The sequence below is a fragment of the Pseudomonas sp. R1-43-08 genome (assembly GCF_003852255.1).
GTDB lineage: Bacteria > Pseudomonadota > Gammaproteobacteria > Pseudomonadales > Pseudomonadaceae > Aquipseudomonas.
Map to the genome: position 1 here is coordinate 3639577 of NZ_CP027734.1, position 23397 is coordinate 3662973.

At 61.2% G+C, this 23397-nt stretch carries 19 protein-coding genes and 4 tRNA genes; 5 read left to right on the plus strand and 18 right to left on the minus strand.

Annotation, left to right across the window (positions count from 1 at the left end):
* Positions 1-14: 14 nt before the first annotated feature.
* The 4 genes from leuB to leuC form a co-directional block, all read right to left on the minus strand.
* Positions 15-1097 carry a 3-isopropylmalate dehydrogenase gene (gene leuB / locus C4J87_RS16675; RefSeq protein WP_124367675.1) on the minus strand — a complete coding sequence of 361 codons (1083 nt, stop codon included), beginning with the start codon at positions 1095-1097 and terminating at the stop codon, positions 15-17.
* A gap of 49 nt (positions 1098-1146) precedes the next feature.
* A complete protein-coding gene (locus C4J87_RS16680) occupies positions 1147-1914 on the minus strand; it encodes a class I SAM-dependent methyltransferase (protein WP_124367676.1) in 768 nt (255 codons plus the stop codon).
* A 131-nt stretch (positions 1915-2045) separates the two neighbouring features.
* Positions 2046-2687 carry a 3-isopropylmalate dehydratase small subunit gene (gene leuD, locus C4J87_RS16685; RefSeq protein WP_124367677.1) on the minus strand — a complete coding sequence of 214 codons (642 nt, stop codon included), beginning with the start codon at positions 2685-2687 and terminating at the stop codon, positions 2046-2048.
* A gap of 10 nt (positions 2688-2697) precedes the next feature.
* On the minus strand, positions 2698-4116 hold the full coding sequence (leuC, locus tag C4J87_RS16690; RefSeq protein WP_124367678.1) for a 3-isopropylmalate dehydratase large subunit: 1419 nt from the start codon (positions 4114-4116) through the stop codon (positions 2698-2700).
* 140 nt (positions 4117-4256) lie between these two features.
* On the opposite strand from leuC, the gene C4J87_RS16695 reads away from it, so the two are divergent.
* Positions 4257-5147 carry a LysR family transcriptional regulator gene (locus C4J87_RS16695; protein WP_124367679.1) on the plus strand — a complete coding sequence of 297 codons (891 nt, stop codon included), beginning with the start codon at positions 4257-4259 and terminating at the stop codon, positions 5145-5147.
* Between the two features lie 65 nt (positions 5148-5212).
* Positions 5213-8491 (plus strand): PAS domain S-box protein, encoded by a 3279-nt coding sequence (locus tag C4J87_RS16700; RefSeq protein WP_124367680.1) that lies wholly within the window; start codon positions 5213-5215, stop codon positions 8489-8491.
* Positions 8492-8557: 66 nt separating this feature from the next.
* On the opposite strand, the gene C4J87_RS26450 is transcribed toward C4J87_RS16700, so the two are convergent.
* From C4J87_RS26450 to uvrB, 12 genes are all read right to left on the minus strand, one after another.
* Complete coding sequence (locus tag C4J87_RS26450; protein ID WP_256679894.1) at positions 8558-9514, minus strand: hypothetical protein; 957 nt, start codon at positions 9512-9514, stop codon at positions 8558-8560.
* An 85-nt stretch (positions 9515-9599) separates the two neighbouring features.
* On the minus strand, positions 9600-10766 hold the full coding sequence (locus C4J87_RS16710; protein WP_124367681.1) for a hypothetical protein: 1167 nt from the start codon (positions 10764-10766) through the stop codon (positions 9600-9602).
* 384 nt (positions 10767-11150) lie between these two features.
* The gene (locus C4J87_RS16715) at positions 11151-12110 is read right to left on the minus strand and encodes a tRNA-dihydrouridine synthase (RefSeq protein ID WP_124367682.1); all 960 of its coding nucleotides are present in this window, start codon (positions 12108-12110) and stop codon (positions 11151-11153) included.
* 55 nt (positions 12111-12165) lie between these two features.
* Complete coding sequence (locus tag C4J87_RS16720) at positions 12166-12600, minus strand: thioesterase family protein (protein WP_124367683.1); 435 nt, start codon at positions 12598-12600, stop codon at positions 12166-12168.
* 39 nt (positions 12601-12639) lie between these two features.
* Positions 12640-13473: an alpha/beta hydrolase gene (locus C4J87_RS16725; protein WP_124367684.1), complete on the minus strand. Its 834-nt coding sequence runs from the start codon at positions 13471-13473 to the stop codon at positions 12640-12642.
* Positions 13474-13487: 14 nt separating this feature from the next.
* The gene (locus C4J87_RS16730; RefSeq protein ID WP_124367685.1) at positions 13488-14027 is read right to left on the minus strand and encodes a TetR/AcrR family transcriptional regulator; all 540 of its coding nucleotides are present in this window, start codon (positions 14025-14027) and stop codon (positions 13488-13490) included.
* A gap of 181 nt (positions 14028-14208) precedes the next feature.
* Positions 14209-14284: transfer RNA gene (locus C4J87_RS16735), tRNA-Glu, on the minus strand.
* A 78-nt stretch (positions 14285-14362) separates the two neighbouring features.
* Positions 14363-14438: transfer RNA gene (locus tag C4J87_RS16740), tRNA-Ala, on the minus strand.
* Between the two features lie 49 nt (positions 14439-14487).
* Positions 14488-14563, minus strand: a tRNA-Glu gene (locus tag C4J87_RS16745).
* A 78-nt stretch (positions 14564-14641) separates the two neighbouring features.
* A tRNA-Ala gene (locus tag C4J87_RS16750) sits at positions 14642-14717 on the minus strand.
* A gap of 147 nt (positions 14718-14864) precedes the next feature.
* Positions 14865-16346: a glutamate--tRNA ligase gene (gene gltX / locus C4J87_RS16755; protein WP_124367686.1), complete on the minus strand. Its 1482-nt coding sequence runs from the start codon at positions 16344-16346 to the stop codon at positions 14865-14867.
* 184 nt (positions 16347-16530) lie between these two features.
* A complete protein-coding gene (gene uvrB / locus C4J87_RS16760) occupies positions 16531-18546 on the minus strand; it encodes an excinuclease ABC subunit UvrB (protein WP_124363613.1) in 2016 nt (671 codons plus the stop codon).
* 342 nt (positions 18547-18888) lie between these two features.
* Between uvrB and C4J87_RS16765 the strand changes: the two genes are divergently transcribed.
* Positions 18889-20085 (plus strand): amino acid aminotransferase, encoded by a 1197-nt coding sequence (locus C4J87_RS16765; RefSeq protein WP_124367687.1) that lies wholly within the window; start codon positions 18889-18891, stop codon positions 20083-20085.
* 101 nt (positions 20086-20186) lie between these two features.
* The gene (locus C4J87_RS16770) at positions 20187-20396 is read left to right on the plus strand and encodes a hypothetical protein (protein WP_124363615.1); all 210 of its coding nucleotides are present in this window, start codon (positions 20187-20189) and stop codon (positions 20394-20396) included.
* Positions 20397-20581: 185 nt separating this feature from the next.
* On the opposite strand, the gene C4J87_RS16775 is transcribed toward C4J87_RS16770, so the two are convergent.
* Positions 20582-21454: a LysR family transcriptional regulator gene (locus tag C4J87_RS16775; protein WP_124369000.1), complete on the minus strand. Its 873-nt coding sequence runs from the start codon at positions 21452-21454 to the stop codon at positions 20582-20584.
* Between the two features lie 105 nt (positions 21455-21559).
* On the opposite strand from C4J87_RS16775, the gene C4J87_RS16780 reads away from it, so the two are divergent.
* Complete coding sequence (locus C4J87_RS16780) at positions 21560-22951, plus strand: aldehyde dehydrogenase family protein (protein ID WP_124367688.1); 1392 nt, start codon at positions 21560-21562, stop codon at positions 22949-22951.
* A gap of 133 nt (positions 22952-23084) precedes the next feature.
* On the opposite strand, the gene C4J87_RS16785 is transcribed toward C4J87_RS16780, so the two are convergent.
* A complete protein-coding gene (locus C4J87_RS16785; RefSeq protein WP_124367689.1) occupies positions 23085-23390 on the minus strand; it encodes a protealysin inhibitor emfourin in 306 nt (101 codons plus the stop codon).
* Positions 23391-23397 lie beyond the last annotated feature (7 nt).

The following is a 23397-nucleotide window of genomic DNA, read 5'->3' on the forward strand; positions in this document are numbered from 1 at the left end:
GCGGGCCCGAGAGATTACAGATTCCGCAGCGCGGCGACTACAGCGTCGCCCATTTCTTGCGTGCCGACCCGGGTGCAGCCCTGCGACCAGATGTCGCCGGTGCGCAAACCCTGGTCCAGCACCAGGCTCACGGCTTTCTCGATCGCGTCGGCCGCGTCAACCAGGTTGAAGCTGTAACGCAGCATCATCGACACCGACAAAATGGTCGCCAGCGGGTTGGCGATACCTTGGCCGGCAATGTCCGGCGCCGAGCCGTGGCAAGGCTCGTACATGCCTTTATTGTTGGTATCCAGGGACGCCGACGGCAGCATGCCGATGGAACCGGTGAGCATCGAGGCCTGGTCGGACAGGATGTCGCCGAACAGGTTGTCGGTGACGATCACGTCGAACTGCTTCGGCGCACGCACCAGTTGCATGGCGGCGTTGTCGACGTACATGTGGCTCAGTTCGACGTCCGGGTAGTCCTTGGCGACTTCTTCGACGATTTCGCGCCACAGTTGGCTGGAGGCCAATACGTTGGCCTTGTCCACCGAGCAGACCTTCTTGCCGCGCACGCGGGCCATGTCGAAACCGACACGGGCGATACGGCGGATTTCGCTCTCGCTGTACGGCAGGGTGTCGTAGGCCTGGCGTTCGCCGTTCGCAAGCTCGCGCACCCCGCGTGGCGAGCCGAAATAGATACCGCCAGTCAGCTCACGCACGATCAGGATGTCCAGGCCGGCGACCACTTCCGGCTTGAGGCTCGACGCCTCGGCCAACTGCGGGTAAAGAATCGCCGGACGCAGGTTGCCGAACAGGCCCAGTTGCGCGCGGATTTTCAACAGGCCGCGCTCAGGGCGGATATCACGCTCGATCTTGTCCCACTTCGGCCCACCCACGGCGCCCAGCAGCACGGCGTCGGCGGCGCGGGCGCGCTCCAGGGTCTCGTCGGCCAGGGGCACGCCGTGCTTATCGATGGCCGCGCCGCCGATCACGTCGTGGCTCAGCTCGAAGCCCAGGCTGTACTTGCTGTTGGCAAGTGTAAGGACCTTGACCGCTTCGGCCATGATTTCCGGACCAATACCGTCGCCAGGGAGAATCAGAATCTGCTTGCTCATGGGTTCCTCATTTCATCGAGCGACCTGCCCGTGGGCAGGTCGGAAAAAATCAATCAGCGTTCGCCCACACCACCAGCACGTCGGTGCTGAAGGTGCCGTCGGCTTGAATTTCGTAATAATCGCGCACTTCCTGGCCCATCGCCTGTTGCAGCTGCAGGATCGCCGCGCGCAAGGCCGGCGGGGTGCGCATGCGCTCGACCCACGAAGTGTATTCCAGGCGCAGGCGTTGGCGGCTGCTGTTGCGTACATGCAAACCGGCTTCGCTGAGCTGGCGCATCCACTCGGCGGCAGAATAATCGCGCACATGGCTGGTGTCGCGCAGCACTTCGACGGTTTGCAGGTAAGTGTCCAGCAACGGGCTGCCCGGTGACAACACATCCACGAACGCCGCCACGCCACCGGGTTTGAGCACCCGACGCACTTCGCGCAGGGCCAGGCCGAGGTCGCTCCAATGGTGGGCGGAGTAGCGGCTGAACACGAAGTCGAATTCGCCATCGGCAAACGGCAGGCGTTCAGCCGCGCCGTTAACCGTGCTGATATTGGTCAAACCGCGATCTTGCGCAGCGGCGGCGACCACATCGAGCATCTGCTGGGACAGGTCGTAGGCCACCACTTCCTTGACCAGCGGGGCAACCTGGAAACTCACATGCCCGGCACCGCAGCCCAAGTCCAGCAGTCGCGCCGCGCCCTGCCCGGCCAGTTCGGCCTGGAGGAGCGCGAATTCGGTGCCTTGGGCGTGCACGGCACTGCTCAGGTAGGCCGAGGCTTGCTCGCCGAATTGTTTTTGCACAACTTGGGTGTGGGCGGTGCTGGTCATGGGGGCTTTCCTTGGGTTTTGTGGTGTTGACACTGGCCTCATCGGGGGCAAGCCCCCTCCCACATTTGAAGGTATTCACAATTCAAAGTGTGGGAGGGGGCTTGCTCCCGATGGCGGCGGTCCTGCCTGCATCAATCGCGAAACAACCAGGGCTGGCTCGCCCGATGCTTGGTTTCAAACGCTGCAATCGCGTCGCCGTCCTGCAAAGTCAGACCGATATCGTCCAGGCCATTGATCAGGCAGTGCTTGCGAAAGGCATCCACCTCGAAGTGGTACACCTTGCCGTCCGGACGAGTCACGGTCTGCGCGGCCAGGTCCACGGTCAACTGGTAGCCCACATTGGCTTCCACTTGCTGGAACAGCTCATCCACTTCGGCGTCGCTCAAGATGATCGGCAGCAAGCCGTTCTTGAAGCTGTTATTGAAGAAGATGTCGGCGTAGCTCGGCGCGATGATGCTGCGAAAACCATATTCTTCCAGGGCCCACGGCGCGTGTTCACGGCTGGAGCCGCAACCGAAGTTTTCCCGGGCCAGCAACACGCTGGCGCCCTGGTAACGCTCGGCGTTGAGCACGAAATCCTTGTTCAGCGGGCGCTTGGAGTTGTCCTGGTAGGCGTAACCCACGTCCAGGTAGCGCCATTCGTCGAACAGGTTGGGGCCAAACCCGGTGCGCTTGATCGACTTCAAGAACTGCTTGGGGATGATCTGGTCGGTGTCCACGTTGGCACGGTCCAACGGCGCTACCAGACCGGTATGCTGGGTAAAAGCTCTCATCGGGATTTCCTCAGATCAATTCGCGAACGTCGATGAAACGACCGTTGACGGCAGCGGCGGCAGCCATGGCCGGGCTGACCAGGTGAGTACGGCCACCGGCGCCCTGACGCCCTTCGAAGTTACGGTTGGAGGTCGATGCGCAATGCTCGCCGGATTCCAACCGGTCCGGGTTCATCGCCAGGCACATGGAGCAGCCCGGCTCACGCCATTCGAAGCCGGCTTCGAGGAAGATCTTGTCCAGGCCCTCGGCTTCGGCCTGGGCTTTGACCAGCCCCGAGCCGGGAACCACGATGGCTTGCTTGATGGTCGAGGCCACTTTGCGGCCCTTGGCGATCACGGCGGCGGCGCGCAGGTCTTCGATCCGCGAGTTGGTGCAGGAGCCGATGAACACGCGATCCAGCTGGATATCGGTAATCGCCTGGTTGGCCTTCAGGCCCATGTACTTGAGGGCGCGCTCGATGGAGCCGCGCTTGACCAGGTCGGGTTCCTGGGCCGGGTCCGGCACGTTCTGGTCGACGGCCAGCACCATTTCCGGTGATGTGCCCCAGCTGACTTGCGGTTTGATCTGGGTTGCGTCGAGCTCGACCACGGTGTCGAACACCGCATCGGCGTCGGATACCAGGTCTTTCCAGGCGTGCACCGCTGCGTCCCAATCGGCGCCTTTTGGTGCGAATGGGCGACCCTTGACGTATTCGATGGTTTTTTCGTCCGCCGCCACCATGCCCACGCGGGCACCGGCTTCGATGGACATGTTGCAGATGGTCATGCGGCCTTCGATGGACAGGTCACGAATGGCGCTGCCGGCGAACTCGATGGCATGCCCGTTACCGCCGGCGGTGCCGATCTTGCCGATCACCGCCAGCACGATGTCCTTGGCGGTCACGCCGAATGGCAACTGGCCTTCGACGCGTACCAGCATGTTCTTCATTTTCTTGGCCACCAAACACTGGGTGGCGAACACATGCTCCACCTCGGAGGTGCCGATGCCATGGGCCAGGGCACCAAAGGCACCGTGGGTCGACGTGTGCGAGTCACCGCAGACCACGGTCATGCCCGGCAAGGTCGCGCCCTGCTCCGGGCCGATCACATGGACGATGCCTTGACGCACGTCATTCATCTTGAATTCGGTGATGCCATATTCGTCGCAATAGTCGTCGAGGGTCTGCACCTGCAAGCGCGACACAGTATCGACAATGGCGTCGATCCCGCCCTTGCGCTCCGGGGTGGTCGGCACGTTGTGGTCCGGCGTGGCGATGATGGAGTCGACGCGCCATGGCTTGCGCCCGGCCAGCCGCAGGCCTTCGAACGCTTGGGGCGAGGTCACTTCATGGATGATGTGACGGTCGATGTAGATCAGCGACGACCCATCATCGCGCCGTTTCACTTCATGGGAATCCCAAAGCTTGTCGTAAAGCGTTTTGCCGGCCATCAGTCGGTCCTCATCAGCGGTGTTTCTTTGCGCCGGGCTTTTCTATAACCCTTTGGCTTGTGAGGCTGATGGTAGGGCGCTACATTAAATAACTCAAATTCATATTTTTCATGCTTTGGATTACCAACTGGAATAGCACCATGGACCTGGCCAACCTCAACGCCTTTATCGCTATTGCCGAGACCGGCAGCTTCTCCGGCGCCGGTGAGCGCTTGCACCTGACCCAACCGGCCATCAGCAAACGCATCGCCGGCCTGGAGCAACAATTGAAGGTGCGCCTGTTCGATCGCCTGGGCCGTGAAGTGGGCTTGACCGAAGCCGGGCGAGCTTTGCTGCCGCGTGCTTATCAGATCCTGAACGTGCTGGACGACACCCGTCGCGCCCTGACCAACCTCACCGGAGAAGTCAGCGGGCGCCTCACCCTGGCGACCAGCCACCATATCGGCCTGCATCGCCTGCCGCCGGTCCTGCGTACCTTCACTCGGCAGTACCCGAACGTGGCGCTGGATATTCAATTCCTCGATTCAGAAGTGGCCTACGAAGAAATCCTCCACGGTCGCGCCGAAGTGGCAGTGATCACCCTGGCGCCCGAGCCGCACAACCTGGTACGCGCGACGCCGGTATGGGACGACCCGCTGGATTTCGTGGTGGCCCCCGAACACAGCCTGATCAGCAACGGCTCCGTCAGCCTGGCCGATATCGCCGGGCACCCTGCGGTGTTTCCCGGAGGGAACACCTTTACCCACCATATTGTCAGCCGTCTATTCGAGGCCCAGGGGCTGACGCCGAACATCGCCATGAGCACCAACTACCTGGAGACGATCAAAATGATGGTGTCCATCGGCCTGGCCTGGAGCGTGCTGCCACGCACCATGTTCGACGCCCAGGTGGCAAGTATCGCTTTGCCGGGCATACAGCTCAGTCGCCAGCTAGGCTATATCGTGCACACCGAAAGGACGCTGTCGAACGCTGCGCGGGCTTTCATGAGCCTGTTGGATGCACAGGTCGATCTGCCAGGGCTACCGGCATGACATTGTGCGGCCTCGGGTTTCAGGTAAACCGCGCTGTCTTCCATCGAGCCAAGGCCCTTTGAATAATGCCCAACCCCGTCGATTCTGTGCCACCGCTGCCCCGCATCTACGCCCTGGACCCTCAAGAGGCGGAACAACGCTGGGACAGCGCCCCGCAACTGCTGTCGGCACTCAATGCCGCGCGGCTGGGCGCGTGGTGCTGGGAAATCGAAACGGGCAAGATCAGCTGGTCGCGAGGCACTCAGGCATTGTTTGGCTACGACCCGCGCCAGCCGCTGCCCAACGACCTCAATTACCTCGACCTGCTGGCACCGGAAGACCGTGCCCGCGTGGTACGGGCGTTTCATGCGGTGCTGGCCGGCGAACCGGTCGAACAGGCCATGCATCACCGCATCCAGTGGCCCGATGGCAGCCTGCACTGGCTGGAAATCAATGGCAGCCTGGTGCCGGACAAAAACGGCAAGCGCCGGATGATCGGGGTGATCCGCGAGATCACTCACCAGCGCGAGCGGGAACAGGCGCTCAGCCACTCTGAAAAGCGCTTCGCCACGCTCTTCCACCTGTGCCCGAACATGGTGCTGCTGACGCGTCAGGCCGACGGCCTGATCAGCGAAGCCAACCAGCATTTCGAAATGCTGTTCGGCTGGCCGGTGGCTCACGCCATCGGCCGCACCACCCTGGAGTTGGGCCTGTGGCGTCATCCGGAGCAGCGCGCGCACCTGGTCAAGGCCACCCAGCGCAAAGGTGAATCCATCACCATGGAAGTGCAGTTCTGCGCCAGCAACGGCCAGATCCACGATGGCACGCTCAGCGCGCAAAAGGTCGAACTGGAGGGCGAGGCCTATCTGATCAGCACCTTCCTCGACACCACCGAGCGCAAAAACGCCGAGCAAGCGCTGAAAGACAGCCAGGAACGCCTGGATCTGGCGCTGGACTCGGCACAGCTGGGCACCTGGGACTGGCACATTCCCACCGGCATGCTCTACGGCTCCGCCCGCGCCGCCCAACTCCATGGCCTGCCGTGCGAACCCTTCCACGAATCCTTCGATGCATTTTTTGAAGGTATGTCCGATGAGGACCGCGAGGGCATGCGCCATGCCTACCGCAACCTGCGTGAAGGCCCGGGCGACAATTACCAGCTGACCTATCGCGTGCCGGTCGAGGACGGCAGCTCGCGCTATCTGGAAAGCCGCGCACGCCTGTATCGCGATGAATCCGGCAAGCCCCTGCGCATGGCCGGGACCTTGCTCGATATCACCGATCAGGTGGAGCGCGAACAACGCCTGAGCGCTTCCGAGGAGAAATTCGCCAGCCTGTTCCAGGCCAGCCCCGATCCAATCTGCGTCACCTGCCTGGATAGCGGCGCGTTTATCGAGATCAACCCGGCGTTCACCCAGACCTTTGGCTGGACCGCCGCCGAAGTGTTCGACAAAAGCGCCGAGCAGATCGGCTTGTGGGATGAGTCGAGCAAGCGCCTGCAACGCATCGAGCGGGTGATTCGCGAGCAGTCATTGAGCAATGTGGCCATCGTGGTGCATGCCAAGAACGGCCAGAGCCTGACCTGTGTGATTTCCAGCCGCCTGGTCAAGGTCAATGAGCAGCCGTGTATCGTCACCACCCTGCGCGACATCACCCAGCAGCAACGCTCGGAGGCGGCGCTCAAGGCCAGTGAGGAGAAGTTCGCCAAGGCCTTCCATTCCAGCCCCGACGCCATATCGATCACCGAGCGCGACACCGGTCGATATGTGGAGGTCAATGACGGGTTTTGCCGCCTGACCGGCTATCGCGCCGAAGAAGCCATCGGCCTCACCCTGTACCAGATTGGCATCTGGGCCGATGAAAACCAGCGTACCGCGCTGTTGGCCGAGCTGCAGATCAAGGGACGCATCCATCATCTGGAAATGCTATGGCACAACAAACTGGGCGACGTGCTGGCGGTGGAGGTGTCGGTCGAACCGATTACCTTGAATGAAACGCCGTGCCTGCTACTGACCGCGCGTGACGTGAGCCTGCTGAAAAACGCCCAGGCCCAGATCCGCCACCTGGCCTATCACGACCCGCTGACCAACCTGCCCAACCGCGCGCTGCTGATGGACCGCCTGAGCCAGCAGATCGCCCTGCTCAAGCGCCACAACCTGCGTGGCGCCTTGCTGTTTCTCGACCTCGACCACTTCAAGCATATCAATGACTCCCTCGGTCACCCGGTGGGCGACACCGTACTGAAAATCGTCACCGCACGGCTGGAAGCCAGTGTGCGCATGGAGGATACGGTGGCGCGCCTGGGCGGTGATGAGTTCGTGGTGCTGCTCAGCGGCCTGGAGGGCTCACGCACGCAAGTGAGCGGCCAGGTGCAGGAACTGGCCGATACCCTGCGTGAATTGCTCTCCGAGCCGATGTTCCTCGACGGCCACCGCCTGCAAGTAACGCCGAGCATCGGCGTGGCGTTGATCCCCGACCATGGCACCACGCCCGCCGATTTGCTCAAGCGCGCCGACATCGCCCTGTACCGCGCCAAAGATTCCGGGCGCAACACCATTCAGATGTTCCACAACAGCATGCAGAAAACCGCCAGCGAGCGCCTGCGCATGGAAACCGACCTGCGCCTGGCCTTGTCCCGCGGGGAGTTCAGTGTGCATTACCAGCCCCAGGTGGATGCGCGCGGCAACAAGATTGTCGGCGCCGAGGCTCTGGTGCGCTGGCAGCATCCCCAACTGGGTGCGCAGTCGCCGGCCGAATTTATCAAGGTGCTGGAGGACAGCGGCTTGATCCTGGAGGTCGGCACCTGGATCCTCGACGAAGCGTGCAGCGCCTTTGCGCAGTTGATTGCCGACGGCCTGGTGGACCCGCTGAATTTCAGCCTGTGCGTGAATATCAGCCCCCGACAGTTTCGCCAGAACGACTTTGTGGAACGGGTCGAACGCAGCCTCACGCAGCACCAACTGCCCTACAGTTTGCTGAAGCTGGAAATCACTGAAGGCATCGTGATCCAGAACCTGGACGATACGGTGTTGAAAATGCGCCGCCTGAAAAAACTCGGCATCAGCTTTGCGATGGATGACTTTGGTACGGGCTACTCATCCCTGACCTACCTCAAGCGCCTGCCGGTGGACGCGTTGAAAATCGACCAGTCGTTCGTGCGCGACGCGACGCACGATCCCAATGACGCTGAAATCATCCGCGCCATTGTCGCCATGGCCCGCAGCTTGAATCTGGAGGTGATTGCCGAAGGCGTGGAAACTACGGAGCAACTGGCGTTCCTGCAAAAGCTCGGCTGCCATTTGTACCAGGGGTATTTGCATAGTCGGCCATTGCCGATAGAGGGATTCAGGCAGTTACTGGAATAGATGTGTTTGAAACCCAGCATTGAAACAATATGCAGCCTGGGTTATCCCTGCCCAGGTGCATCACGGTCACATCAGTGCGACGGCATGACCATGCGTCGGGACTCGTCCCTGTTTCCCCCATAACTCCTCGCGGCCATTGATGACGGCCACCGAATGCCCGGTCCGGTTGCACATGCCTATCTGCCCTTGGGCGAGCTCACGTACCGACACTCTTTTCATGTGGCCTTTCAACCCAAGGCGTAGAAAGCCTTCTCCCGGACCGCTCTCATCCTCTCCATCGTTCAGACTGCGGATCGCGGCCTGAAAACTGCGACCGGCCGTACGATCGTTGTTTTCCATCTGCGCACGCTTGGCGCTGACGGCGAACAGGAACTGCGCATCCTTCAGCATGCCGGTGTCGGGCCCGCTGAACTTGGCGCCCCGGGCGCCCTCCGCCAGCTCGCGGTCGGTCAACGTGAGCCGAAAGCCATCACGCATGAACACCTGATAACCGTCGCTCGTCTTGGCCACCTCCTTGAAAATATCCGTGGGGCTTTGACCGAATCGATACATTGCAGCCTTGATCGCCGACACCGTCACGCAATTGCCATCCGGGCCCTGGCGAAAGCCACTCCAGATATTGTCCGGCTTCGCACCGCCGCGCTTGGTCGACAAACCCGGAATGTTCGCTGCGGCATCAGGCCTGGGTAATACCGGTTGGGGCGTTACTTGCGGAACAATAGGCGGGGGTAAAGGATTAGTGTCAGGAACATGCTTGTCTTTTTTATCAGCTACGAGAGCGAGCAGCTGAGAAAAGAGTGAAGCAAATATAGCCACGATTGCACTGATCGATGGCGAGTCGTTCCCGGCACCTGGCAAACTATGCGATTTATCACCATATGCCATGACAGGCATTGTCCTGACCGACTCGCGACCGACATTGGGTCTGATCGTAGTTTCATTACTTGCAGTGAGTGCATCGATTGACAGGGACGGCCTTACATCAATGACCCGCGCAATATTATTAATTGGAAAGAGTGACATAGAGTTCTCCACACAGGCATCTCCTCGAAACGAACTTTCGAAAAGATGCCTGCACTTATAAAAGATTGAAACGCGACAGCTATCGTTAGAACCTGGAACTTAGCCGATGATTAAAGCGTCCATGCCTGCCAGCGTCGACAGGACCTGGACTGGTCAGATCCGGGGCGGGAGTGTCGGGCAAAGGCGTCGGTTTTGTATCCGGCAACACCTGGGGTTGAGGCTTGATATCCATCGGCACATTCGGCTTCGGGATGTTGCCCGGAAGCACCGCTGGCTGGGGCTGGGCGTCTGGCAGTATGGATGGCTGAGGCCGCGTATCCGTGGAAACCCTCGGTGTCGGCAGTCGGTCCGGCGACACCTTTCCATCCGGGCAGTGGCAATGATTAAGGACCACATTCACCTGAACGTTTGTCTTGGGGTCATTGTTCACGCTTATCTCGGGCTTGGGCACCGTTGGCGGAAATGGCGAGGGGCGCGGCTTATTTCCGTCGGGCACGATGACCGAAACATCAGCAGGTTGCGGCAGCACTCGCACCGTGGCGGCGTCCGGTTTTACCAGCTCCTTGCGGCCATCCGGCACCACCGGCAGCGTGCCTGCGTCCGGCTTGACCAGCTCCTTGCGGGCATCCGGCAGCACCGGCAACTTGCCTGCGTCCGGCTTGACCAACTCCTTGCGGGCATCCGGCAGCACCGGCAACTTGCCTGCGTCCGGCTTGACGAGTTCCTTGCGGGCATCCGGCAACACCGGCAACTTGCCTGCGTCCGGCTTGACCAACTCCTTGGAGGCATCCGGCAGCACCGGCAACTTGCCTGCATCCGGCTTGACCAGCTCCTTGGAGGCATCCGGCAGCACCGGCAACTTGCCTGCATCCGGCTTGACCAGCTCCTTGGAGGCATCCGGCAGCACCGGCAACTTGCCTGCGTCTGGCTTGACGAGTTCCTTGCGGGTGTCCGGCGCAACCGGTTGTTTGTCCGGATCGGGCTTAATCGTGGTCTTGCCTGAAAATATGTCGCGCATGGTCCTGAAGATGCCTTCCAGCATATCGAACAGTTGCCGCAAAGCAGTCTCGGGGGTCAGCGCCGTATTGCGCAAACCTTGAGTATCGTCAAGACGCAATGACGTCTGCAGCACCGTTGCGCCAGGGGTCTGAGCGTTCGGTTTTACAATAAGCTTATTGTTCGAAACTGCTGGCTGATCAAGGCCAGATGTATCGCCCCTTACCAAAGGCGGAGTGTGAATCGACATAGACATTCGCGAGTTCCTTTATTCCATACAACCTGACCGGTTAATGGCCAGAGGGAGTGATAGTTTTAAGACTGAATAACCACAGCGCTGTTTCGCAGTCCCCCCATTCGTGGGGAGTTAGGCTATCGAGTTCCGAAATTCGCAGTTCATATAAGGAAACCAAAGCGCATTATCAGACTTTGCCTCATGGACAATTTACTCCAAGCCTTGATTCATGGCTTATTTGAGGTTCAAGCGTGGTCACACGCGCTAATACTCGGTAGGCAAGTCACTCATCGATAACATTTCGCGCATCTACCCGTCGGTGGTTTGTGTTAATTCGCCGACAAAAAAAGGCGCCTGCAGTGGCGCCTTCTTTAGATGGATATAAGCAGTGGTCGTTGACTGGCGTCAGGCAGCCAGTGGATGAGGCATCCCCAACAGGCGACTGACCTGCTCCAGGTCGGTCTCGCGGCGCATCGCCGTAAACAGCTGCACCGCCTCGGGGTAATTGCGCGTCAGCATCGCCAGCCATTGCTTCAAGCGGCCGGGCGCCTGGCGCTCAGTCAATTGCGCCACCGATTGGGTCCAGAACTCCTGGAGCATCGGCTGCATTTCGGCCCAGGTCATTTCCACCACCTCCTGCCCTGTGCGCGCCGCCGCGATCTGCCGCGCCAGGTCAGGGCGCGCCACCAGGCCACGGCCCAACATGATGTCTTCGGCGCCGCTGACTTCGCGGCAACGCTGCCAATCTTCGACGCTCCAGATGTCACCATTGGCAAACACCGGCACCTTGACCACTTCCTGCACCCGCGGGATCCACTCCCAATGGGCCGGCGGCTTGTAGCCATCGGTCTTGGTACGTGCATGCACCACGATATGCGCGGCGCCGCCTTCGGCCAGCGCCGTGGCGCAGACCAGCGCGCCATCCGGGCTGTCGAAGCCCAGGCGCATTTTAGCAGTGACTGGGATATGGGCCGGCACCGCACGGCGCACATGCTCGACGATCCGGTTGAGCAGCTCCGGCTCCTTGAGCAGCACTGCACCGCCTCGGGACTTGTTGACGGTCTTGGCCGGGCAGCCGAAATTGAGGTCGATCACCTGCGACCCCAACTCGCAGGCCAGTGCGGCGTTTTCCGCCAGGCATACCGGGTCAGACCCCAGCAACTGCACGCGCAGCGGCACGCCCGCCGCAGTCTGGGCGCCGTGCAGCAGTTCCGGGGCGAGCTTGTGGAAATAGGCAGGGGTGAGCAAGCGGTCGTTGACGCGGATGAATTCGGTCACGCACCAGTCGATACCGCCCACGCGGGTCAGCACGTCCCGCAGGATGTTGTCGACCAACCCCTCCATGGGCGCCAAAGCAATTTGCATGGAAAACACTCAACAAAAATCGTGACGCAGTTTACTGGGTTTCCCCCAACAACCGTTAACCCCCTGTCAGCGCAGGCCCATAGCCCTCGATAAACTCGACGGGCATGCGCTTGGGCCTGCCGCTGGACAGCTCGATGCACACAAAGGTGGTTTGCGCGCGCAGCAAGGTGGCGCCGTCACGCGGGCGTATCAGCTGGAAACGCCGCGTCATCTTCAGACGCTGGTCCCAATCGACGATCCACGTGGCCAGTTGCAGTTCATCGCCTTCGTAGCCGGCCGCCAGGTAGTCGATCTCATGACGCACCACGGCCATGGCACGGTCAAGGCGCCGATACTCGGTAAGGTCCAGCCCCAGGCGCTGGGAATGGCGCCAGGCGCAACGCTCCAGCCAGGACACGTACACCGCGTTATTGGCGTGCCCCAGGCCGTCGATGTCCTCAGGGGCGACCTGCAGATCGATGATAAACGGCGTTGCCAAATCCCAGCCCATGCCTTGCTCCAGTCGATTGATGTCGGCGGGCGCAGTGTATCAGGCGGTTTGGCGCGCCTGTAAATGGCAGCTTGCCAATAGGGCAAGTACGCCTTCGATCACGCGCGGGTCGGCCAGGACCTTCTGATGCCCGCCCTGCTCCAGGCGCAGCAGGCGGCTGTCGAACCAGGCCTCGTGAATGGCTTGAGAGGCTTTGACCGGGACGAACGTATCGTCTTCGGCATGCACGATCAGGCCAGGAAGGTTCATGTGGTAATGGGCGACATCCAGGTGCTTGAGCGGCATACCGAAAGACAGCTCCACCGCGTGGATAAACGCCGAACGCGCGCGCGGCGGCAAACCCACCATTCGCGTGAAACCGCGCAGCGCATCGAGGAACCGCGATGGTGCAGCGATACTCACCAACGCCTGCGTGCGCAGCCCCAGTTGCACCGCCAGCATCGCGCTGGCGCCGCCCATCGAGTGGCCGACCACCGCATGCAGCGCAGGCAGCTCAGCCGCCGCCTCGAGCATGGCACGGGCGAACAACAGCACGTTTGCTTCGCGCCCCGGCGAATGCCCATGGGCCGGGCCGTCCAGCGCAATCACCGAATAGCCGTTCTCTACCAATGCCGTAATCAGGCTGGCGAACTGGGTAGGCCGCCCTTCCCAACCGTGCATCAGCAACACCGCCGGCCCCTGCCCCCAACGTAGCGCCGACAGGCCGAAACGCAAGGTGATGCGCTCAGATTGCGCCAGCAGCGGCAGCTCCCACGCGCGCGGCGGCAGCTCACGGGGCGTCATGAAGGTGCGACGCATCCTGTTGGCCGCCATTTGCGGAGCAAGTCGGCCGACAGTGCCGTTGAAGCCACGAACCCAGGTCAAGTCGCCCATGCGGTGAACCCTCTTCAGCGTACCGCCGACTTGGCGGCGCGCAATACACGATCGGACAGCTCGCCGGGGCCGAGGGCCCGCGCCAGTGTCAGGCCGCCGATCATCAACGCCATGTCGGCCAGCGCCTTGTCGGTGTCTTCCGGGCTGGCCGCCAGTTGAGCTGCCATCAGCTCGCAGTGTTCGCTCAAGGCCTGGCGGAATTCGTCCGGCAAACGGCCCATCTCGCCGACTGTCGCCGGCAGCGGGCACGCCTGGGCGGTGGAGTCGCGGTGTTTGCGCGACAAGTAAAACGCCGCCACCAGGCTTCGGCGCTCTTCGCCGGTGAGTGTTGAGTCGATGTCTTCGATCGCCGCGCGACGCTTGGCCAATAGCTGAGTGAACGCCTCCAGCATCAGCGCGTCCTTGCTTTCAAAGTGCGCATAAAAACCACCGACCGTCAGCCCCGCCGCCCCCATGACTTCGCCGACGCTCGGCTCAGCCGGGCCACGCTGGACCAATGCCGCGCTGGCAGCCTGCAATATGCGTTCGCGAGTTTGCGCTTTCTTGTCGCTCATCAAAGCCTCCGTCTGTCATGGGTTGAATATTATTACCATAATAATATTGCGCAAGCGAGAAGCGTGACCACTGGTCAGAACGCAAAAAGGAAGTAAGGAGAGAGTTGGCCAAACGCCAGACAAACAAAAGGGCCATTCAATAATTGAATGACCCTTAAAAATCCCGCAAAGCGGGTAATCGTGGCGTCCCCTAGGGGACTCGAACCCCTGTTACCGCCGTGAAAGGGCGGTGTCCTAGGCCACTAGACGAAGGGGACACAAACCTTCTGTACAGTGATCGGTGCTTGGACCGATCGATTCAAGGACGGTGTGGCCGCAACCTTGAACCTGTAAATTGGTGGAGCTAAACGGGATCGAACCGTTGACCTCTTGCATGCCATGCAAGCGCTCTCCCAGCTGAGCTATAGCCCCGATTTTTCGCCTGGCGGCGCAGCAGACCTTTCGAACTGCTTGTTGAAACTGGCGTCCCCTAGGGGACTCGAACCCCTGTTACCGCCGTGAAAGGGCGGTGTCCTAGGCCACTAGACGAAGGGGACAAAACCTTCTGTACAACTGATCGGCGCTGAGTGCCGATCGATTCAAGGACGGTGTGGCCAGACCTTGAACCTGTAAATTGGTGGAGCTAAACGGGATCGAACCGTTGACCTCTTGCATGCCATGCAAGCGCTCTCCCAGCTGAGCTATAGCCCCTCATCGGTGAGGACGGGGCGAATCTTAATGGCGGTTTCGAAACGTGTCAAATTTATTTTCAACAATTTTCAAAATTTTTTGCCGGGATAACAATCACTTACCGACGAAACCCCGGAAAACCGGGGTTTCGTGCTTACAGCCACCTGCTTAAGCGATAGCGCCCAGCAGTTTTTCCCACTCTTTGTTTTCTTTCTTTGAAACACCACCAAGCAAATCAAGGGCTTGGCGCAGACGGAAACGCGTGAGGTCCGGACCGAGGATTTCCATCGCGTCGAGCACCGACACCGAACTGGCCTGCCCGGTAATCGCGGCAAACATCAGCGGCATGGCATCGCGCAATTTCAGTTCCAGGGACTCGACCACCGCCTGGATCGTCGCGGTGATCGCATCCTTCTCCCATTGGCGCAGGCTTTCGAGCTTCCACAGGATCAACTGCATCAGCTGGCGTACCTGGTCACCCGAAAGCTTTTTCGATTCGAACAGCTTGACGTCCGGGTTCACGCCACCGGCGAAGAAGAAGCTGGCCAACGGCGCAACCTGGCTGAACGTCTCCACCCTGCCCTGCACCAGCGGCGCGATCTTCATCATGTACTCGGGGTTGAGCGCCCATTGCTGCACGCGGCTGGCAAACTCTTCCACCGGCAGGTCACGCAGCCACTGGCCGTTGAGCCACGACAGCTTCTCGATATCGAAAATCGGCCCGCCCAGGGAGACGCGGGACAGGTCGAAATTATCGACCATTTCCTGCAGCGAGAACTTCTCGCGCTCATCCGGCATGGACCAGCCCATGCGCCCCAGATAGTTGAGCATCGCCTCGGGCATGAAGCCCATGCGCTCGTAGAAGGTCACCGACGTCGGGTTCTTGCGCTTGGACAGCTTGCTCTTGTCGGGGTTACGCAGCAGCGGCATGTAGCACAACTGCGGCTGTTCCCAGCCGAAGTATTCGTAAAGCAGGATCAGCTTCGGCGCCGACGGCAGCCATTCTTCGCCGCGCAGCACGTGGGTGATGCCCATCAGGTGATCGTCGACCACGTTGGCGAGGAAGTACGTCGGCAAGCCGTCGGTCTTCATCAGCACCTGCATGTCCATGCGGTCCCACGGGATCTCGACGTCACCGCGCAGCATGTCCGGCACCACGCATACGCCTTCGCTCGGCACTTTCATGCGGATCACATGGGGCTCGCCGGCGGCCAGGCGCGCGGCCACTTCTTCTTTCGATAGCAGCAATGCACGGCCGTCGTAGCGCGGCGTCTCGCCACGGGCCTGTTGCTCGGCGCGCATCTGGTCGAGTTCTTCGGCGGTGCAGAAGCAGGGGAACGCATGGCCCATGTCCACCAGCTGCTGGGTGTACTTTTTATAGATGTCGCTGCGCTCGCTCTGGCGATACGGGCCGTGAGGGCCGCCGACGTCCGGGCCTTCGGCCCAGGTGATACCCAGCCAGCGCAGCGCATCGAAAATCTGCTGCTCCGACTCACGAGTGGAGCGCAGTTGATCGGTGTCTTCGATCCGCAGGATGAATTCACCGCCGTGCTGCTTGGCAAAGCAGTAGTTGAACAAGGCGATGTAAGCAGTGCCGACGTGGGGATCCCCAGTAGGCGATGGCGCAATGCGCGTGCGGACGGTGGTCATGGCAGGTCTCGAATGGGCGATATAACTGAAAATTGAAACAAGGGGCGAATGGTAACAGCCCAAAGCGCCTTATTGTAGGAGCGAGCTTGCTCGCGAAGAACGCAAGGACACCACGTTTAGCCAGAAGACCCCGCGTTATCGTTGACGATTTTCGCGAGCAAGCTCGCTCCTACAGTGGGTGGTTTTATACGGTGAGCAAGCGCTCGCGCAACTTGCCAATCTCATCCCGGGTCTGCGCCGCGGCCTCGAACTCAAGATCCCGCGCCAACTGATACATCTTCTCTTCCAACTGGCGAATCCGCTTGGTGATCTCACTCGGCGAGCGCAGTTCGTTCTCGTACTTGGCGCTCTCTTCGGCGGCCTTGGCCATGCCCTTGCGCTTCTTGCTGCGCGAGCCGGGCACGGTGGCGCCTTCCATGATGTCGGCGACATCCTTGAACACGCCTTTGGGCGTGATGCCATGCTCCAGGTTGAACGCGATCTGCTTCTCGCGACGGCGATCGGTCTCGCCAATCGCCCGCTCCATGGACCCGGTGATGCGGTCCGCATACAGGATCGCCCGGCCATTGAGGTTACGCGCCGCACGGCCGATGGTCTGGATCAGCGAGCGCTCGGAGCGCAGGAAGCCTTCCTTGTCCGCGTCCAGGATCGCCACCAGCGACACCTCCGGCATGTCCAGGCCTTCGCGCAGCAGGTTGATGCCCACCAGCACATCAAAGGTACCCAGGCGCAGGTCCCGAATGATTTCCACACGCTCCACGGTGTCGATGTCCGAGTGCAGGTAGCGCACGCGCACGCCGTGGTCGGCCAGGTAATCGGTCAAGTCTTCGGACATGCGTTTGGTCAACGTGGTGACCAGCACGCGCTCTTCCAGGGCCACGCGCTTGTTGATTTCCGACAGCAGGTCGTCAACCTGGGTCAGCGCCGGGCGGATTTCGATTTGCGGGTCCACCAGGCCAGTCGGTCGCACCAACTGCTCGATCACCCGGCCGGCGTGTTCGGCCTCATAGTTGCCGGGGGTGGCGGAGACAAAGATGGTTTGCGGGCTGATGGCTTCCCATTCGTCAAAGCGCATCGGCCGGTTATCCAGCGCCGATGGCAGACGGAAGCCGTATTCCACCAGGGTTTCCTTGCGGGAGCGGTCGCCCTTATACATGGCGCCCACTTGCGGCACGCTGACGTGGGACTCGTCGATCACCAGCAAGGCGTCCGGCGGCAGGTAATCATAGAGGGTCGGCGGCGGCGCACCGGACTCGCGGCCCGACAGGTAGCGCGAGTAGTTTTCGATGCCGTTGCAGTAGCCCAGCTCCAGGATCATCTCCAGGTCGAAGCGGGTGCGCTGCTCCAGGCGCTGGGCCTCCACCAGCTTGTTGTTGGCGCGCAGGTATTCCAGGCGCTCGGCCAACTCGACCTTGATGCCCTCGATGGCGCCCATCAGGGTTTCGCGCGGGGTCACGTAGTGGCTTTTCGGGTAGAAGGTGAAGCGCGGCAGTTTGCGGATCACCTCGCCGGTCAACGGGTCGAAGGCCGACAGGCTTTCAACTTCATCGTCGAACAGCTCGATACGGATCGCTTCCAGGTCGGATTCTGCCGGGTAGATATCGATCACATCGCCGCGCACACGGAATGTGGCGCGGGCAAAGTCCATGTCGTTGCGGGTGTACTGCAGGCTCGTCAGGCGCCGTAGCAGTTCGCGCTGGTCGAGTTTGTCGCCGCGGTCGACGTGCAGCACCATTTTCAAATAGGTTTCCGGGCTGCCCAGGCCGTAAATGCACGACACCGTGGTGACGATGATCGCGTCCTTGCGTTCCAGCAGGGCCTTGGTCGCCGACAGCCGCATCTGCTCGATATGGTCGTTGATCGACGCATCCTTCTCGATAAACGTATCGGAGGACGGCACATATGCTTCCGGCTGATAGTAGTCGTAGTAGGAAACGAAATATTCGACCGCGTTGTTCGGGAAGAACGCCTTGAACTCACCGTACAACTGTGCGGCGAGGGTCTTGTTCGGTGCCAGCACCAGGGTCGGGCGCTGCACCTGCGCGATCACATTGGCGATGCTGAAGGTCTTGCCTGAACCGGTCACCCCGAGCAACGTCTGATGCGCCAGGCCGGCCTCGATACCTTCGACCATCTGGCGAATGGCTTCCGGCTGATCGCCGGCGGGTTCAAAACGGGTGACGAGCTGGAAATCCGACATAACGTACCTCGTGTGGTCACCCCAGACTCAACACCGCCAGGGACGAAATAGCTCAGCAACCCGCGAATAGTCATCGCAGGCTGCAGGAAAAAACCATGATAGCCGTAGTAGTGGTGACGAATGTGACGGGTTTCAAGGCAATCGCCCTACCTTCGTCCGGGATCCATATTGCAATAAGACTAACGGTCGGCAAATAAACCGAAAAACTTGGCCGAAAAGCCATTTCGGCTGTCGCCCTCAGCAGTGATGGCCTCTATACTAGCTCCCCGTTTGTGCACCGCTCTAGTGCATCCGGCTGGAGCGCGACACGTCCCTCCCTTCCCCCATAGAGCTGCCGCAAAAATGAGCCTGTTCTCCGCTGTCGAAATGGCACCACGCGATCCAATCCTGGGCCTCAACGAAGCATTCAACGCTGATACACGAACCACCAAGGTCAACCTTGGCGTGGGCGTTTACTGCGACGAGGAGGGGAAGATTCCACTCTTGCGTGCCGTTGCCGAAGCGGAAGCCATTCGTGTGGCGCAACACGCTGCCCGTGGCTACTTGCCGATCGACGGGATCGCCGCCTACGACAAGGCCGTGCAAACCCTGCTGTTCGGCGCTGAGTCGCCCCTGCTCAACGCTGGCCGCGTGGTTACCGTGCAGGCCGTCGGCGGGACCGGCGCGCTGAAAATCGGCGCTGACTTCCTCAAGCAGCTGCTGCCCGACGCCGTCGTCGCCATCAGCGACCCGAGCTGGGAAAACCACCGCGCGCTGTTCGAAACCGCCGGTTTCCCGGTGCAGAACTACCGCTATTACGACGCCGCCACCCACGACGTCAACCGTGCCGGCCTGCTCGACGACCTCAACGCTCTGCCGCCGCAGTCCATCGTGGTGCTGCATGCCTGCTGCCACAACCCCACCGGCGTCGACCTGAGCCCGGCCGACTGGCAGAACGTGCTGGACGTGATCAAGGCGCGGAACCTGGTGCCGTTCCTCGACATGGCCTACCAGGGCTTTGGCGACGGCATCCACGAAGACGCCGCCGCCGTGCGCCTGTTCGCCGAATCGGGCCTGACCTTCTTTGTGTCCAGCTCTTTCTCCAAGTCGTTTTCCCTGTACGGCGAACGCGTGGGCGCCTTGTCCATCGTCAGCGAATCCAAGGAAGAAAGCGCGCGCATCCTGTCCCAGGTCAAGCGTGTGATCCGTACCAACTATTCCAACCCGCCGACCCACGGCGCGGCGATCGTTGCAGCGGTACTGAACAACCCTGAGCTGCGCGCCCAGTGGGAAGCCGAACTTGCCGAAATGCGCCTGCGCATCCGCGGCATGCGCGAGCAGATGGTGGCCGAACTGGCCAAGGCGGCTCCCGGCCACGACTTCAGCTTCGTTGGCCGCCAACGCGGGATGTTTTCCTACTCCGGCCTGAGCGTCGAGCAAGTCACCCGCTTGCGCAGCGAGTTCGGCATCTATGCCCTGGATACCGGGCGTATCTGTGTGGCGGCGTTGAACCAGTCCAACATTGGTGCTGTGACCAACGCGATCGTTCAGGTGCTGTAAACCTGCCAGCGTTATACGAAGGGGGAAGCCAATGGCTTCCCCCTTTTTGCTGGCGAACCCACTAGACTGAACACCAACTGCCCTTCTGCTGCGAGAACCCTATGAGAAACGACGACCTGGACCTGCGCGCCGACCGCGACGAACTGGACCACTTCACCCCACGCGCGCCCCAAGCCAAGCGCCAGAAAAGCCTGGTGCTGCAAGTGGCGCTGGGCGTATTCCTCGGTGGCCTGGCGTTGTGGCTGGTGCAACTGGGCGCCACGGCGATCATGGCCAAGCTGGCCATGGGCACCTTCCAGTTCGGCGGCTGATGAAGGTCAAACTGTGGGAGGGGCGGTGCGACGACTCGACTTGCTCCCGATGTTGTAGGAGCGAGCTTGCTCGCGAAAAACTCACAGCCACCGCGTTTATCCAGGAATTACGCGTTATCGTTGACGTTTTTCGCGAGCAAGCTCGCTCCTACAAGATTAGGGCCTGCCCCCCTCCCACATTGGATTCAGGCTGCTACTAACCCGCGTTCCTCCAGCAGTTTTACGAAGCTGTTCAAACTCTGCGACACCGTACCCCTGCGCCAGATCAGCCAGGTGTTCAGCACGCGGTAGCTGTCGGCCAGCGGCCACACGCTCACCGCCGCAAACCCCGGCATGCTTTCCAGCATGCTGCGCGGCATCAACGCCAGCCCTGCCCCGGCACTGACGCATGCCAGCATGCCGTGGTAAGACTCGATCTCGAAGATCTTGCCCGGCATCGCGCCATCCTGTGAGAACCAACGCTCGAAGTGATGCCGGTAGGAGCAGTTCGAGCGGAAGGTGTAGATATTCTCGCCATTCACCTCCCGCCCCCGCGTAATGGGCGCATGGTGCAGCGGTGCGATCACCACCATTTCTTCCTCGAACACCGCGACGCCCTCCAGGGTGGAGTGCAGCACCGGGCCATCGACAAAAGCCGCCGTCAGCCGCCCGGACAGCACGCCTTCGATCATCGTGCCCGAAGGTCCTGTGCTCAGGTCCAGCTCGACCTTGGTGTGTTTCTGGTTATACGCCGCCAGCAACGCGGGAATACGCACCGCCGCCGTACTTTCCAGCGAGCCAAGGGCAAACGCGCCCTGGGGTTCCTCCCCCGCCACCGTTGCGCGGGCTTCTTGTACCAGATCGAGAATACGCCGCGCATAGCCGAGGAAATTCCACCCGGCCGGTGACAGGCGCAGGCGGCTTTTCTCGCGGATGAACAACTCGACGCCCAGATCCTGCTCCAGTTGCTTGATGCGGGTGGTCAGGTTTGACGGTACCCGATGGATCAACTGCGCGGCGGCGCTGATGCTGCCTTGCTCGGCAACGGCCTTGAAGATTTCCAACTGCACCAGATCCAATTCATTCTCCATTCGTGAACGTATTGCTTAATATTATTCAGTTTCCAGAAAAGATACAGCCCCGTACGCTGAACTCCATTCCAATCATCCCAGCAGGACGGTGCCATGAACGCTATTTCTCACCAGACCCACGCCTTGTCGATCAACCCGGCCAACGGTGAAACCGTTGCCCGCTACGCGTACGAAAGCCAATCGCAGTTGGACGCCGCGCTTAACCGTTCCACCGCTGCGTTCCGCACCTGGCGCCGCCAATCCGTCGGCCAGCGCGCTGAATTGCTGCTGGCCCTGGCCAGCGCCCTGCGTGACCAGGCCGAAGCCATGGCGCAGATGATCACCCTGGAAATGGGCAAACCCATCGCCCAGGCCCGAGCCGAAATCGAGAAGTGCGCCCAGCTCAGCGAGTGGTATGCGCAGCACGGCCCCGCCATGCTCGCCCCGGAGCCGACCCTGGTCGACAACGGCACCGCCCACATCGAATACCGCCCGCTGGGCCCGATCCTTGCCGTGATGCCGTGGAACTTCCCGGTGTGGCAAGTGCTGCGCGGCGCCATCCCGACCATGCTGGCCGGCAACACCTACGTGCTCAAGCATGCGCCGAACGTGATGGGCAGCGCCTACCTGATCCAGCAGGCGTTCCAAAAGGCCGGCTTCGCTGAAGGCCTGTTCGAGGTCATCAACGTCACGACCGAGGGTGTGTCCAGCGCCATCGCCGACCCACGCATTGCCGCCGTGACCCTCACCGGCAGCGTGCGCGCCGGTATCGCCATCGGCTCCCAGGCCGGTGCGGCACTGAAGAAATGCGTGCTGGAACTGGGCGGCTCCGACCCGTTCATCGTGCTCAACGACGCCGACCTCGACGCAGCCGTACAGGCCGCGCTGATCGGCCGTTTCCAGAACAGCGGCCAAGTCTGCGCCGCCGCCAAGCGCCTGATCATCGAAGACGGCGTGGTCGAAGCCTTTACCGCCAAGTTCCTCGAAGCCAGCCGCAACCTGGTGATGGGCGACCCGACCTCGCCGGCCACCTACATCGGCCCCATGGCGCGCTTCGATTTGCGCGATGAACTGCACGGCCAGGTCCAGGCCACCGTGAAAGAAGGCGCGACCCTGTTGCTCGGCGGCAACAAAGTGGCCGGCGCCGGCAACTATTACGAGCCCACCGTACTGGCTGACGTCACCGACCAGATGACCTCGTTCAAACAGGAACTGTTCGGCCCCGTCGCGTCGATCATCACCGCACGCGACGCCGACCATGCAGTGGCACTGGCCAACGACAGCGAATTCGGCCTGACCGCGAGTATCTTCACCCGCGACTCGGCGAAGGCACGGGACATCGCCAACCAACTGGAAACCGGTGGGATCTTCGTCAACGCGTTCAGCGTCTCCGACCCTCGGGTGGCCTTTGGTGGCGTGAAGAAAAGCGGGTTCGGGCGCGAACTGTCGCACTTTGGCGTGCGCGAATTCTGTAATGCGCAGACGGTGTGGTTCGACCGTAAATAAGCCAGACAAAGCGTACCGCTTACTGTAGGAGCGAGCTTGCTCGCGAAGAACCTCAGAACACGCGTAGCCCCAGGTTTTGCGCGTTATCGTTGACGTTTTTCGCGAGCAAGCTCGCTCCTACAGGGCGCCAGCTTCAACAGCGAATATGCCGTCGCACGCACTGCACCAACCCGTCCAGCGCCTGCGACTTCACCGGCGCCAATACGCACACCGTGTGTTCACGCTCACCTTCACTTACGGTGAGCGTGTAATGCACCTGCCCCGGGTCGTCGGAGGAGGGTTGGGTGCTTTGCGGCAACTGGAAAAACTCCGATTTCTCGATCAGTTGCCGCAACTCCCGCTGGTCCTGCTCGGGTAACTTGTCCAGCTCGACACTGCGCGGCTGGGCCAGGCCCGGAAAAAACGCCGGGCCGCCGTTTTCCTTGATCGAGATGCGCATGGCTGTT

What these genes read in the sequence shown, in the direction of transcription:
- C4J87_RS16680 (WP_124367676.1), bottom strand. Translation starts at nt 1,914, where the DNA reads ATGACCAGCACCGCCCACACCCAAGTTGTGCAAAAACAATTCGGCGAG.
- C4J87_RS16780 (WP_124367688.1), top strand. Translation starts at nt 21,560, where the DNA reads ATGAACGCTATTTCTCACCAGACCCACGCCTTGTCGATCAACCCGGCC.
- C4J87_RS16770 (WP_124363615.1), top strand. Translation starts at nt 20,187, where the DNA reads ATGAGAAACGACGACCTGGACCTGCGCGCCGACCGCGACGAACTGGAC.
- C4J87_RS16725 (WP_124367684.1), bottom strand. Translation starts at nt 13,473, where the DNA reads ATGGGCGACTTGACCTGGGTTCGTGGCTTCAACGGCACTGTCGGCCGA.
- C4J87_RS16695 (WP_124367679.1), top strand. Translation starts at nt 4,257, where the DNA reads ATGGACCTGGCCAACCTCAACGCCTTTATCGCTATTGCCGAGACCGGC.
- leuD (WP_124367677.1), bottom strand. Translation starts at nt 2,687, where the DNA reads ATGAGAGCTTTTACCCAGCATACCGGTCTGGTAGCGCCGTTGGACCGT.
- C4J87_RS16710 (WP_124367681.1), bottom strand. Translation starts at nt 10,766, where the DNA reads ATGTCTATGTCGATTCACACTCCGCCTTTGGTAAGGGGCGATACATCT.
- leuC (WP_124367678.1), bottom strand. Translation starts at nt 4,116, where the DNA reads ATGGCCGGCAAAACGCTTTACGACAAGCTTTGGGATTCCCATGAAGTG.
- C4J87_RS26450 (WP_256679894.1), bottom strand. Translation starts at nt 9,514, where the DNA reads ATGTCACTCTTTCCAATTAATAATATTGCGCGGGTCATTGATGTAAGG.
- C4J87_RS16715 (WP_124367682.1), bottom strand. Translation starts at nt 12,110, where the DNA reads ATGCAAATTGCTTTGGCGCCCATGGAGGGGTTGGTCGACAACATCCTG.
- leuB (WP_124367675.1), bottom strand. Translation starts at nt 1,097, where the DNA reads ATGAGCAAGCAGATTCTGATTCTCCCTGGCGACGGTATTGGTCCGGAA.
- C4J87_RS16730 (WP_124367685.1), bottom strand. Translation starts at nt 14,027, where the DNA reads ATGAGCGACAAGAAAGCGCAAACTCGCGAACGCATATTGCAGGCTGCC.
- C4J87_RS16700 (WP_124367680.1), top strand. Translation starts at nt 5,213, where the DNA reads ATGCCCAACCCCGTCGATTCTGTGCCACCGCTGCCCCGCATCTACGCC.
- gltX (WP_124367686.1), bottom strand. Translation starts at nt 16,346, where the DNA reads ATGACCACCGTCCGCACGCGCATTGCGCCATCGCCTACTGGGGATCCC.
- uvrB (WP_124363613.1), bottom strand. Translation starts at nt 18,546, where the DNA reads ATGTCGGATTTCCAGCTCGTCACCCGTTTTGAACCCGCCGGCGATCAG.
- C4J87_RS16785 (WP_124367689.1), bottom strand. Translation starts at nt 23,390, where the DNA reads ATGCGCATCTCGATCAAGGAAAACGGCGGCCCGGCGTTTTTTCCGGGC.
- C4J87_RS16765 (WP_124367687.1), top strand. Translation starts at nt 18,889, where the DNA reads ATGAGCCTGTTCTCCGCTGTCGAAATGGCACCACGCGATCCAATCCTG.
- C4J87_RS16720 (WP_124367683.1), bottom strand. Translation starts at nt 12,600, where the DNA reads ATGGGCTGGGATTTGGCAACGCCGTTTATCATCGATCTGCAGGTCGCC.